The organism is Natronomonas moolapensis 8.8.11, from assembly GCF_000591055.1.
Taxonomy (GTDB): Archaea; Halobacteriota; Halobacteria; order Halobacteriales; family Haloarculaceae; genus Natronomonas; species Natronomonas moolapensis.
Genome location: NC_020388.1, coordinates 1 through 12476, shown reverse-complemented (window position 1 = coordinate 12476; position 12476 = coordinate 1). Strand labels below are relative to the sequence as shown.

Here is a 12476-nt window from a genome sequence, read left to right as displayed (position 1 = left end):
TGTATGGCAGACCTGATCGTCAAAGCCGCTGTGAAGGAAGCGCTCGATGACATGAACGTCGCTTCGGACTTCTACGACGCCCTCGACGGCGAAGTCGAGGAGCTGCTCGAGGACGCCGCGCGCCGTGCCGAGGAGAACGACCGGAAGACGGTTCAGCCGCGCGACCTGTAAGTCGGTCCGTCACGCGTTTTTATTTATAGAGAGCAAGGAGAATACCTGCGGCTTTAGCCGCAGGATGAATCCGACAACTCCTCCACAACCCACCGCCGATAGCACGGCTGGATATTCCACCGTTCTCAAACCGAACCTTTACAAGAAACACAAGTATAAGTGATTATAGAGGCGTTCAGAATGCTGGAAATCCATCGAACCCACCGAGCGAAAATCCTCAACCACAACCAAGTGGCTGAGATGCTCGACCGGCACGGGTGGAGTGCCAGCAAACTCTGGAACGTCGCTAATTACCACTCTCGACAAAAGTGGGATGATACGGGTGAGATTCCAGACCACAGCGACCTCAAAGACGAGTTGAAAGGTCACTCAAAGTACAAGGGATTGCACTCGCAGTCCAGTCAGCGCGTTCTGGAGGAACTCGCTGAAGCCTTCAACTCGTGGTACAAAAAGAGGAAGTCTGATAATCGAGCGAATCCGCCCGGCTACCGCAAAAAAAACTACTACGACGACCACGGCAACCGCGTCCACGAGGAACATCCGCGTTCGACCGTGACGTGGAAGCAAAACGGCATCAAACACGACACGAACAACAACCGTGTCCGTCTCTCAAAGGGCGCGAATCACAAGGAACACCCGAAAGCATGGGAGTACATCCTTGTCGAATACGAGACGCGCCCCGGTGTCACCGTTGAGAACCTACAACAGGTCAGAGCCGTCTACGACAAAGCAAAGAGGCGCTGGGAACTGCACCTCGTCTGTAAGGATGAAATCGAGACACCCACCGCACCCGGAAACGAGACAGCGGGTATCGACCTCGGCATCTGTAACTTCGCGGCGGTCACGTACAGCACCGAGCAAGCTGACCTCTACCCCGGCAACCGGTTGAAACAGGACGGGTACTACTTCCCGAAAGAAATCGCCAAGTGCGACGACTCGGGTGGTGAAGAAGCGACCCGTCTCCACGCGAAGTGGTCGGAGCGCCGCACCCACTTTTTCCACTCGTTAGCGAAACACATCGTCCAGCGATGTATCGAGAACAGTGTTGGGCGTATCAACATCGGGAAGCTCGCTGGTGTCCGTGAAGACGACAACGGCGAGTCGAAGAACTGGGGCAAGCACGGGAACCTCGACCTGCACGGCTGGGCGTTCGACCGCTTCACCTCGATTCTCGAATACAAGGCCAAAGTCGAGGGTGTCGAAGTCGTAGAGGTCTCAGAGCGCGACACGAGCAAGACGTGTTGCGTCTGCGGTAGAAAAGACGAGAGTCAGCGTGTCGAACGTGGCTTGTATGTCTGCGAGCCGTGTGACGCGGCGTTCAACGCTGACGTGAATGGGGCGGAGAACATCCGTCTCGAGTTGAAGCAAAGTAACTCCGAGTCTGCTCCCGATTTGGGTGGGGATAGGAGTACCGGCTGGTTGGCACAGCCCGAAGTCTACCTTCATGACCTCTCCCGAGGATTCCAACCTCGGACAGAGGTGGTGGACTGCAAACCCTAATATCCCAATCCAGCGGTGCGGTGCCGTGGGATTCCGCCGCCTTCAGGCGGAGGAGGATGTCAATGGTGCCCCGGTCAGCGCCGCGAGTATCGTGAACGCCGAAACACGGCGAGAAGGAAGTGAAACCGAAAGTGCAACGCTCGACGCTTGGTCAGTCACCGGAGCGATACACGTCAACGCCGTCGTCGGTGCCGACGTACACCACGTCGGCGAGACCGACGAACAGCCCGTGATCGAGAACACCCGGTAGGGCGGCGATGTCGGCCGCGAGCGAGTCGGGGTCGTCGACCGGGCCGAACGCGCAGTCGATGACGAGGTTGCCGTTGTCGGTCACGACGGGACCGTCCTTCCGCTCGGCCGCTCGAAGGGTCGGGTCGCCGCCGAGCGCCGACAGCCGGCGTTCGACAACCGGGACGGCGTCGGGAAGGACTTCGACGGGCACCGGGCTATCGAGGCAGTCTGTGAGCTTGGTCGAGTCGGCGACGACGAGGAACCGCTCGGCCGCCGAATCGACGAGTTTCTCGCGGGTGTGGGCCGCACCGCCACCTTTTATCAAGACGGGGGAGCCGTCGCGATCCGGGATCGCGATCCGGTCGGCGCCGTCGATGGCGAGGTCGGGGGTCGCCTCCTCGAGAGTGAGAAGCGGAATTCCCGCCTCGCGGGCGAGCGCCCGGGACTGATGTGAGGTCGGGATCGCCCGCGCGTCGAGCCCCGAGTCGACGCGGCGACCGAGCGCCCGGATCGCTGCGGCGGCCGTCGAGCCGGTCCCGAGGCCGACGACGTCCCCGTCGGAGACGGCGGCAGCGGCGCGTTCGCCGGCGCGGCGCTTTTCGGCGTCGGTTCCGCCGGACCGTTTCATATGCGGGCGTCGGACCGAGCCGGAAAAAGCATTTCTGGTGTGGGTCGGAAGCCAAGATATGGACTGTGTCTACTGCGGAAGCGACCTCTCGGCGTACGATCCGGTGTACGTCGAGGAGACGGCCGACGGCGAGCGCGTCGAGGTCGGCGGGTTCTGCAACTACGCGTGTCTGTCGGCGCACATCGAAGCGTCGGAGTTGGTCTACGGGGACGCCTGTGAGTGGTCGCCGGAGTGATGCGCGGGAGCGAACGGACGAGCGAAACAGTACGGCAAACATGTGGACGAGCAAAACAGTACGGCAAAGATGCGAAAAGCAGCGAAATCGACACAAAAGAGCGGACGGGCGGGTCTCGGGATCGATCGGCCGATTACGTGCGACGGGTCGAACGCGCCTCGCGAACGTCTGAGCCGTCTCGGATCTTGTCCTCACACTGTGGACAGACGCGCGGATTTTCGACGCCGTTCGGCGTGAAGACCCGTGCGTACGCTGCCGTCACGAACGCGCCGCAGTTTTGACATTCCGGCATACCTACGTCCAAGGGCGCAATACACATAATTATAGTGTGGTACCGAATAGCGCGCCGTCCGTCGAATCGGGTCGGTGCGAGCGGTCGGAAGCGGGTACCCCGGTCCGGGAGGCACTCGCGACGGTCACGCCATCTCGAGGAGGCGGTCGACCTCGGCGGCCGTATTGAACGCGTGGACCGACGCCCTGACGTCGCCGGACGGCAGGTCCCGGACGACGAGCCCGGCGTCGTCGGCCCGGGCGAGAAACGTCTCGGGGTCGTCGGCTTCGAAGACGACCAGTCCGGATTCGTACTCGCGGGGCGATACCAATCGACCCGCGAGGCCAGCCTTGAGCCGGTCCGTGAGGCGTTCGATTCGGGCCTCGACCGCCTCGAGGCCGACCGCCTCGATCGTCTCGATCGCCTCGATTAGACCGGCGTAGGGGGCGACCGAGGTCGTCGAGACCTCGAACCGGCTCGCGTCGGGGTGGTACTCGAGACCCTCGCCGTTCGGCTCCGTCACGCTCCGGTAGCCGATGTGGCGGGGACGAAACGAGTCAATCGAGTCGGGGTTGACGTAGGTGAAGCCGGCCCCCCACGGCCCGAGCAGCCACTTGTGCCCCGACGCACAGACGACGTCGGCACCCCACTCTGTGACGTCGATCGGATGCTGGCCGACGGTCTGGACCGAGTCGACAACCACGAGTGCACCGGCGTCGTGGGCGACCTCGACGGCGCGCTCGACCGCGAGGCGGGTGCCGTGGACCCAGCTCTCGGAGCTCAGACAGACGAGTTTGGCGTCCGCGACCGCTTCGCGGTAAGCGTCCATCGGGAGGCGACCCTCCGGGCACGAAAGCGTCGTGACCTCGACGCCCTGTTCAGCGAGCCGCCGCCACGGCAACACCCCGGAGGGGTGTTCGAGATCTGTGTTGACGACCCGGTCGCCCGGTTCCCAGTCGATCGCGTTGGCGACCCGGCTGATCCCGTCGCCGGTCGAGGCGACCAAGGCGATGTCGGCCGGGCGAGCGCCGACGTGGTCGGCGACGGCCGCGCGGGCCTCCTCAAGCAGATCGGCGGCGGCGGTGTAGTGGTCCGTCGCACAGACGTCGAACTCGTGTCGGCGCTGAGCTTCGGTGACAGCCTCGACGACGGATCGGGGACTCGGGCCGCTGGCGCCGGTGTTCAGGTACGCACACGACTCGCAGGCGGGAATGTCCGCACGGAGCGCGGCAGGGTCCATATCCGGCGTTCGGTCGTCGGAGGCAAAACGCTGTGTATCCGCGACCGTCCAGGGGCTCGCGGGTACGTCGAAAAGCGCTATACGTCCGGGTGCGTGGGTTCCGGTATGCCGACGGTTACCGAAGGAGGGGCGACGCTCCGATACGAGTGCTCCGGGGGAAACGATCGGCCTGCGGTAGCGTTTCTCCCCGACGTCGGGTTCGGGCCGTGGGTGTGGGGCTGGCAGGCCCCGAAACTCGCGGGGCCGTACCGGACGGTCGTCCACGCGATGCGGGGAACGGACGGGTCGGAAGCGTCGGGACCGTACACGGTCGATCGGTTCGCGGCCGATGTAGAGGCGGTCCTCGCCGACGCCGGGATTCGACGCGTCCACCTCGTCGGAGCGGGACTCGGGGGGATGGTCGCACTCCGGCACGCCAGCGAGTACGGGCGTGCGCGGTCGCTGTCGCTTCTCGGCGTGGCGGCCTCGGGCAGTCGGGTCGACAAAGCAGCGCTGTCGGCGCTGCATCCGGCGGATCCGGCGGCCCTCGAGAGCTCGCTGTCGGCCGCGTTCACCCAGCAGTTTCTGACCGAGACGGACCTGATCGGGCGGATCACGACGTGGCGGCGCGAAGAAGACGCGACCGGCGAGGCGCTGTCGGGTCACTGCGAGGCCGCTTTGGGTTTCGAGGCCGGAGCACTCTATGAGTTGTCGCTGCCGGCGCTCGTCTGTCACGGCGTCGACGACCCCGTCGTGCCGTCGGCCGCGGGCGAGAAGCTGGCCGACGGACTGCCGAACGGACACTTCGAGGCCGTCGAGGGGAAACGGTGCTGTTACGTCGAGCACGCCGCGGCCGTGGCGGACGCGATCGACGGGTTCGTCGACGGGGTCGTCGCTTCGGGCGAGTAGCCGTAGCCGGGGATCGGTCGTTTATAAATGAGGATGGGTCGCGTTCGGGACTGCAGGGATCGACCGCGTTCGGAGTCGACCCGGACGCGACGCCGAAGGGATCAGTTATATACCCCAATCTCACTCAAATAGATCCCAATCTCACTCAAATAGATCCCAATCTCACTCAAATAGATCCCAATCTCACTCAGGTGATGCGGTGGCGCGCGCTCGGAGTCGTGCCCGAGGCGGGCGGCGAGCGCGAGCGAGCCGACCCCCGAGGGCCGGCCTATTCTACGTGCGAGGGATGAGCAGCGCAGGGAGTGAGCACCGCGAACGACCGAGCAGCGCAGTCGGTTGGGGAGGCGTGTGGCCCGCGGAGGCGGCTGCGGGGGCTGTGGGGGCTGTGGGGGCCGCGGGGCATCGCGAGGTGTACTGCGTGGAGTGTTCCCCACGAAACAGACGGAAATGTGCCCAAAAAAGGCCAATGGCCGCGGTTCGATCGTATCCGCCCGAACCGGACCACGAGAACTCCCGGAGAAATCAGGAGATCGGTCCCATCATAAATACGTCCGCAGTTTACGCTCCGGTATCGCCGTCGTCGCCGTCGAGCGCGTCGAACGTCTTCTCGGCCCACTGGACCGCGAAGGGAGCGCCGTACTGGTCGTAGGCGGCGGTGTCGAGCGCGTCGAACGGCGTGGGGACCTCGACGTCGTGTTTGATCGCACTGCAGGCGAGTTCGGCCGCGTCCGGGAAAGCCGTCCGGCCCAGGGCGACGTCCCGCGAGAGGTCACCGAGGCGGGGCTCGAGACGCTCGCCAGCGTCGACCCACTCGGCGTGAAGCTCGGGGACGGTGTCGGTCCAGCCGGCAAAGACGGGGCGCGTCGAACGGCCGGTGTAGGCAGCAAAGAGGGCGGCGGCGAGTTGGTAGGTGTCGGCCGACCCGAGCGAGGTCGCATCAGCGAGCGAGCGATACTCCTCGGCAAAGAACCCGAGGAAGTGTTCCGGGCCGCCGAGGCCGACCTCGACGAGGGCCTCGGCGACGAGGAAGTCGACGAACCCCGCCGGGGAGCCCCCGAGGCGGGGCTTGACGAAGACGATGGGTGGATCGGTCTGTCTGGTCCACGCAACGCCGCCGTCGCCGGGCGCGCCGACGGTGAACTCCTCGCCCGCGAGTCGATGGAGGGATTCGGGGGCGTCGTCGGGGACCCACGATTCGTCGTAATCGGTCGGGTCGACGGCGTCCACAACGGCGAGGAGGCTCTCGGCGACAGCCGACGGAAGCGTCTCGAAGTCCCGCTCAACGTCGAGGACGAGCGTCTCCGGGGCGTGTTCGTCTCGGAGTTCGCCGAGCGCTCCGGAGAGCGGCCGTTGCTCGAACATCAGGCGACGGCGAGGCCGGCAAGCAACACGAGCCCGACGACGACAGCGAGGCCGATGGTACCGAGGACGATTTTCGAGGGGTGATTCATACTTCGAGTTTCGCCGCGGACGATTTAAATTCTTCAGTTTGTTGCCGGTCGGTTCGCGCCGGTCTCCGACGGGCCGAGTACTTCCCGGGGGCGGGACGGCGGTGGTGGGCGCGTCGATCGATTTCGGGGGGCGGAGGTCGACGAGGTCCGGATCGAAGGACCGGGATGGGGAGGGACAGTAGGGCGACACCCGCTCGTTTGCGGAGTCAGATCAGTTTCAGTTATCGAAGCGCGCCTGCACGAACGGCTGTGCGTCCTCGACTTGGCCCACGCGGGAGTCGGATAGCAGGACCGCCTCCGTTTCGTCGAGGGGGACAGAGAGGTTGATCTCTTTCGTCCGACCGTATCGACCCTTCGAGACCACGACGGCGTTGACGATGCCGAGCATGTCGAGCTCGCTGATCAAGTCGGTGACGCGGCGCTGGGTCAGGACGTCGGCGTCGATCTCCTCACAGAGGCGCTTGTAGATATTGAATACTTCGCCCGTGTTGATGTTGTGGACGCCGTTTTTTTCCAAGAGGATCGTCGCATAGAGGACGAGTTTCGACTGCGTGGGAAGCGTTCGAACGACCTCGACGACCCGGTCGAGTTCGATCTTCTCTTGAGCCTTCCGGACGTGGGTTTCCTCGACCGTCTCCGTCCGGTCGCGCTCGGCGAGTTCGCCCGCCGTCCGGAGGAGGTCGAGCGCTCGACGGGCGTCACCGTGTTCTTGGGCGGCGAAGGCGGCACACAGGGGGATGACGTCCTCCGAGAGCGTATCGGATTTGAACGCTGTCTCGGCGCGGTGCTGGAGGATGTCCCGGAGCTGTGTCGCATCGTAGGGGGGGAAGACGATCTCCTCCTCGCCGAGGCTGGATTTGACTCGTGGGTCGAGAAAGTCGGTGAACTTGAGATCGTTGGAGATACCCATTATCGACACCCGGGAGTTGTCGAGTTCGGAGTTCATCCGCGAGAGGTTATACAGCGTGTCGTCGCCGGACTTCTCGACGAGTTTGTCGATCTCGTCGAGCATAATGACGACGACGCGTTCGTGGTAGTCGACGGCGTCGAAGAACGTCGAGTAGACCCGGTCAGTCGGCCAGCCGGTCATCGGGACGGAGGCGAACTCCTCGAGGTCGTCCTCGAGCGTGGCAATCTCGTTTTCGACGGCCGCAACGCTACCGAAATCAGTGCCGTCGAGTTCAGTTGGGTCCTCAGCCGCCGCGTCGCGACGTTCGCCGAGTTCCTCGAGACGGCCCTCGATGTACGCCTCGTTCTGCTCGATGAACTTGTTTGCGAGTTGTGCGAGAACGCGGTACTGCGTGTCCGTCACCTCGCAATTTATGTATTGGACCTCACAGGGGACCTCGTATTTTTGTGAGGTCGTCTCGAGTTCCTCGCTGACGAACTTCGCGCTGGCCGTCTTTCCGGTCCCCGTCTTGCCGTAAATCAGGATGTTAGAAGGGGTATCGCCGCGGAGTGCGGTAACGAGAATTGTCGCCATGCTGTTGATTTGTTCCTCGCGATGGGGGAGTTTGTGAGGCGTGTAGGACGGGCGGAGAACCTCCTTGTTTTCGAATATCGGTTCCCCCTCGAGGAGGTCGTCGAAGAGGCCCCGGGATGCCTCATCAGTTTCACTGTCGTCGTCTTCCTCGTCGAGGCCGAGGTCGTCGAGGTCGACATCACCCGAAAAGCCGTCGATTCGATCGGTCGCTACGGTGCTATCGGTTCCGTCCGGGGTGTCAGTGCTGGTGGTTTCGTCGTCGGCTGGTTTTTCGTTGTGGTCCGTCTCGTCCATCTCATCCATCTCGTTTGTCTTGCCCATCTCGTCTGTCCCTCCCGTCTCGTCTGTCCCTCCCGTCTCGTCTGTCCCTCCCGTCTCGTCTGTCCCTCCCGTCTCGTCTGTCCCTCCCGTCTCGTCTGTCGGTTCATCTTCTCTTGGATACCCCTTTGTTTCAACTGGAGAACGAACTGACTGCGACGACAGGTCGGACTCACCCAAGCCGCGATTCGAAGTCCGCTCGGAGGGGTGGTCCGAGCCAGACTTTCGTCCGGTGTCGGGGGTCGGCGCGGAGTCCAATCCCAAGCCGGTGCCCGGTTTCGGATCGATGTCCGATTCCGAGCTGGTGTTCGAGGCGGATGCTGGTTTTTCCGCCCGGTAGTCTTGGCTGGTGGTTGTTTTTGATTTGTCGGGCCGGTAGTCTTGGCTGGTGGTTGTTTTCCCGGGCGTGTCGTTGCCGGTGTTGTGTTTCATCGTTGTTTGACTACCCCCTTATTTCATCTGGAATGTCCCCATGGGGTGGCCGAAAGCGCGATGTACAGGCCCTGAAAGCCAAATGTACATATATATACAGGGATCTATTGTCCAGTTGATGCAGTCGAATCGATGGTCGAACAGGGTATTAAGTTTTTTCATACCTCGGCTCGGTAGCCGAATTCCAGAGAGTATGTCGCATCGAGTGCCGAGATCATAGATTCGATTCCGGGTGTAGTTGAGGCGTATTTGGAGCGTATTTGGAGCGTATTTGGAGCGTATTTGGAGCGTATTCGAGACGTATTCGAGACGTATCCGAGACGCATCGGGGGATATCCACGGGTGGAGGTTGACCGGTAGGCCAGGGGTGACGAAGACGGAAGTGAGGGGAGTTTACCGTAGGAGAGCGGGGAAAGTTCGCTGAAACAAAAGTTCGCTTCGAATGAAATTCATTACATCGGAAATTAACTGTGGGGGGTCGTAGCAAGAGGAGAGACACGGCAGGCGAGAGGGATAAAAAGACAAACTTGGGGGAGCAGGGGACGGGGAAGCAGCTTAAGAGAGATCGCTGGACGGTCTCCAGTTGTTGCACCCGAAACGGAGGAAGATACCCCCCATCCCCTTTGTTTCGGGTGGAGAGTAAAAGAAGGGAGGGGGGGGGGAGAAACCGAGAGACGAGGCGTTGAAATTGCAAACATTTATTACACATCTAACACAACCATAGCCGTACTAGAAAATAACAAAGTATAATATGTATTCGCTTATTCGTTTAGCTTCAATAAAACTAAAAAAAAGTAAACTAGCCTACAGTCCTAGCAATAACTAATTTCTACTAAAATGATTTACTAGCGACGTATCGAAGCCTGTGGGTGAACGGCTCTATGCCCCCAGGCTGCACGCTCCCCACTCCTCTTCGTCCTGTTCCACCCGAAACAAAGGGGATGGGGGGACGCGGCGTGCACTCTCTGCACTCTATGTTCTACACTGCGCGAACAAGCGTGCGTTCTACACTGCGCGAACAAGCGCACAGCACCGCCGGCTCACTGGACGGGGTGATAGAGCATCTTGATAAGCCAGGGGATTGCCTCTGGAGATCACGCCAGAGATTGCCTCCGAACGAACGGACCAGTTGACGTTCGGGCCGCTCTGCCGCGTCCGACAGGCGTCTGACACACAGTTAAGTGAACGCGGTATGGTACTACGTGCAGAGCGACTCCGATTTCGAGTCGAAATCGGGGCCGTGGGAGGATGATATGGGACTGTTAACAAGCCTCAAATCGAGTATTTCCCGCGCTACGTCGAGTCTCTTTGCGGGCAGCGAGCCGAAGCGAATCGGCATTTACGGCCCACCGAATGCCGGGAAAACGACGTTGGCGAACCGGATCACCCGCGACTGGACCGGGGACGCTGTCGGACCGGAGAGTCACGTCCCTCACGAGACCCGTCGCGCCCGCCGCAAGGAGAACGTCGAAATCAAGCGCAACGGTAAATCCGTCACCATCGACGTGGTTGATACCCCTGGTGTCACCACGAAAGTCGATTACAACGAGTTTCTCGAACACGACATCGACAAGGAAGACGCCGTTCGCCGATCTAGAGAAGCCACCGAAGGCGTCGCCGAAGCGATGCACTGGCTCCGCGAGGATGTCGACGGCGTGATCTACGTCCTCGACGCCGTCGAAGACCCGTTCACACAGGTCAACACGATGCTCATCGGAATCATCGAGAGCCAGAACCTTCCGGTGCTCATTTTTGCAAATAAGATCGATCTCGAGGACGCGAACGTCCAGCAGATCGCGAACGCGTTCCCCCAACACGAAACGGTACCACTGTCGGCGCTCGAGGGCGACAACATGGACGAAGTGTACGACAAGATCGCGGAGTACTTCGGGTGATATAATGCCCGAAATAACCGCAAACGATGACGGCAACGATCCGGCTTCCGGCGGGGATCCGACCGATCCTGGAGACGAATCCGGCGACGACCCGAGCATCGATGGAATCCAGATCGATATGATAAGCGCCGAGCGAATCGAGGGAATGCGGACCATGGAGAAGATCCGGCTCATCCTCGACGGCGTCCACGACGGCAACATCGTCATCTTAGAACAGGGACTCGATCCGGAAGAAGAGTCCAAACTCATCGAGGTGACGATGTCCGAAATCAACCCCGACGGGTTCACGGGTATCGAAATCGAAAGCTACCCCGGCGAAGGGAGCAACGACAGTGGCCTGCTCGGACGCCTCATGGGCCGTGACGAACCCAACAAACTGACGGTCATCGGCCCGGCCAACCGGATCGAAACGCTCCACAAGGACGAGAAACTCATAAGTACGCTGATAACTCGGACCTGAACACTCGGCAGACTCGACCACACCACCACTTCCACGACACGCACTCGCCACACCACCACTTCCACGACACGCACTCGCCACACCACCACTTCCACGACACGCACTCGCCACACCACCACTTCCACGACACGCACTCGCCACACCACCACTTCCACGACACACACCTACGACACCCACTATTATGCCACACCAGTGCACCGGTTGCGGCCACACTTTCGAGGACGGCTCAAAGGAGATGCTATCGGGCTGTCCGGACTGCGGCGGCAACAAGTTCCAGTTCAGGCCGTCGGGAACGACCGCCGACGCTTTCCTCGACGATGCACCGAACGACGAGGGGGCCACCACCCAATCGTCTCCCCCCCCCGACCGGAAGCCCGAGCCCTCGGGGACCGAACCACCGAGTCAGGACCCCCCGAACTCCGACAGATCGTCAGTCGCCGAAACGGTCGGGCGAGCGACGACGCAACTCCGTGATCTCGTCTCGTCGGATCGTAAAACGCCCACTATGTCAGATGATACACTGCCGTCCGCCCCTCGTGATAGCACCGACTCCCCTTCTCCGAGTCCGCCCGACTCCCCTTCTCCGAGTCCGCCCGACTCCTCGCCTCCGGAGTCTCCCCCCGATCCGGAAGCCGAGTGGCCAGACGACTGGAGCAACGCGGCATCGGAGCCGGCCGAAAACGCCCACTCGAGTCGAAATAAGGGAGTCACGACCGGTGCTGACACCGATATCGACCCCGATTCCGACACCGAGAGCGATACTAGCACGCTCGGTACTGCTTCTGATTCGGCGGCGGACGGTGAGATTATCGACGCCGACGCCCGCCGTGACGACGCCCGGCGATCCGACAGTGCCGAGGACCTCGCTCAAGCGAGTGCTCGCTCGGACGTCGTCTCACAGTCGGAACTCGACGAGACGGCGAACGAGACGCCGATCGATGTTGGAGCGTCCGATTTGGGTCCCGACGATACTGCTGGGACCGCCGGTCCCGACCCGTCCCCGACAGACGGCTCCGAACGCCCGGTGGATGGCGAAGTGGTAAGCGAACCGACCGGCGAGGAGCCGGATTTAGCAGATCTCCGCGAACAGCTGAACGATCAGTTCGAATCGATCAAGATCCTCAATCCCGGCCAGTACGAACTCAATCTAATGGAGCTGTACGACCGCGAGGAGTACATCATTGCGCTCCAAGAGAACGGCCGATACGTCATTCAGGTCCCCGAGCAGTGGATCGGCGAGGACCACGACGACAGGTGAATCAAGCATCGTCGG

12 protein-coding genes are annotated in these 12476 nt (G+C 61.8%); 7 read left to right on the top strand and 5 right to left on the bottom strand.

The features are described 5' to 3' along the window. Nucleotides 1-3 precede the first annotated feature (3 nt). Together NMLP_RS00050 and NMLP_RS00045 are read left to right on the top strand one after the other, a co-directional pair. Nucleotides 4-171 carry a hypothetical protein gene (locus NMLP_RS00050; RefSeq protein ID WP_015408075.1) on the top strand — a complete coding sequence of 56 codons (168 nt, stop codon included), beginning with the start codon at nucleotides 4-6 and terminating at the stop codon, nucleotides 169-171. A gap of 180 nt (nucleotides 172-351) precedes the next feature. Next, nucleotides 352-1671: an RNA-guided endonuclease InsQ/TnpB family protein gene (locus NMLP_RS00045; protein WP_015408074.1), complete on the top strand. Its 1320-nt coding sequence runs from the start codon at nucleotides 352-354 to the stop codon at nucleotides 1669-1671. Nucleotides 1672-1822: 151 nt separating this feature from the next. On the opposite strand, the gene rpiA is transcribed toward NMLP_RS00045, so the two are convergent. Further along, complete coding sequence (gene rpiA, locus NMLP_RS00040; protein WP_015408073.1) at nucleotides 1823-2530, bottom strand: ribose-5-phosphate isomerase RpiA; 708 nt, start codon at nucleotides 2528-2530, stop codon at nucleotides 1823-1825. A 58-nt stretch (nucleotides 2531-2588) separates the two neighbouring features. On the opposite strand from rpiA, the gene NMLP_RS15545 reads away from it, so the two are divergent. Continuing rightward, the gene (locus NMLP_RS15545) at nucleotides 2589-2765 is read left to right on the top strand and encodes a hypothetical protein (RefSeq protein WP_015408072.1); all 177 of its coding nucleotides are present in this window, start codon (nucleotides 2589-2591) and stop codon (nucleotides 2763-2765) included. 133 nt (nucleotides 2766-2898) lie between these two features. On the opposite strand, the gene NMLP_RS15540 is transcribed toward NMLP_RS15545, so the two are convergent. Both NMLP_RS15540 and NMLP_RS00035 read right to left on the bottom strand, forming a co-directional pair. Further along, on the bottom strand, nucleotides 2899-3057 hold the full coding sequence (locus NMLP_RS15540) for a DUF7563 family protein (RefSeq protein WP_011322121.1): 159 nt from the start codon (nucleotides 3055-3057) through the stop codon (nucleotides 2899-2901). A gap of 124 nt (nucleotides 3058-3181) precedes the next feature. After that, a complete protein-coding gene (locus NMLP_RS00035) occupies nucleotides 3182-4276 on the bottom strand; it encodes an aminotransferase class V-fold PLP-dependent enzyme (protein ID WP_015408071.1) in 1095 nt (364 codons plus the stop codon). A 105-nt stretch (nucleotides 4277-4381) separates the two neighbouring features. Here NMLP_RS00035 and NMLP_RS00030 point away from each other — a divergent pair, with 105 nt between their 5' ends. Further along, nucleotides 4382-5164, top strand: a complete 783-nt coding sequence (locus NMLP_RS00030; RefSeq protein WP_015408070.1) for an alpha/beta fold hydrolase — start codon at nucleotides 4382-4384, stop codon at nucleotides 5162-5164. Nucleotides 5165-5722: 558 nt separating this feature from the next. Here the strand turns inward: NMLP_RS00030 and NMLP_RS00025 are convergent. Beyond that, nucleotides 5723-6526: a DUF7089 family protein gene (locus tag NMLP_RS00025; RefSeq protein WP_015408069.1), complete on the bottom strand. Its 804-nt coding sequence runs from the start codon at nucleotides 6524-6526 to the stop codon at nucleotides 5723-5725. A gap of 306 nt (nucleotides 6527-6832) precedes the next feature. Continuing rightward, nucleotides 6833-8392: a Cdc6/Cdc18 family protein gene (locus tag NMLP_RS00020; RefSeq protein ID WP_015408068.1), complete on the bottom strand. Its 1560-nt coding sequence runs from the start codon at nucleotides 8390-8392 to the stop codon at nucleotides 6833-6835. 1709 nt (nucleotides 8393-10101) lie between these two features. Here NMLP_RS00020 and NMLP_RS00015 point away from each other — a divergent pair. The 3 genes from NMLP_RS00015 to NMLP_RS16095 all read left to right on the top strand — a co-directional run bounded on the left by NMLP_RS00015 (nucleotide 10102) and on the right by NMLP_RS16095 (nucleotide 12461). Then, the gene (locus tag NMLP_RS00015; RefSeq protein WP_015408067.1) at nucleotides 10102-10743 is read left to right on the top strand and encodes an Era-like GTP-binding protein; all 642 of its coding nucleotides are present in this window, start codon (nucleotides 10102-10104) and stop codon (nucleotides 10741-10743) included. Between the two features lie 4 nt (nucleotides 10744-10747). Then, nucleotides 10748-11203, top strand: a complete 456-nt coding sequence (locus NMLP_RS00010) for a DUF2073 domain-containing protein (protein WP_015408066.1) — start codon at nucleotides 10748-10750, stop codon at nucleotides 11201-11203. Between the two features lie 181 nt (nucleotides 11204-11384). Next, entirely contained in the window at nucleotides 11385-12461 is a 1077-nt protein-coding gene (locus NMLP_RS16095) for an OapC/ArvC family zinc-ribbon domain-containing protein (RefSeq protein ID WP_015408065.1), read from the top strand. Nucleotides 12462-12476 lie beyond the last annotated feature (15 nt).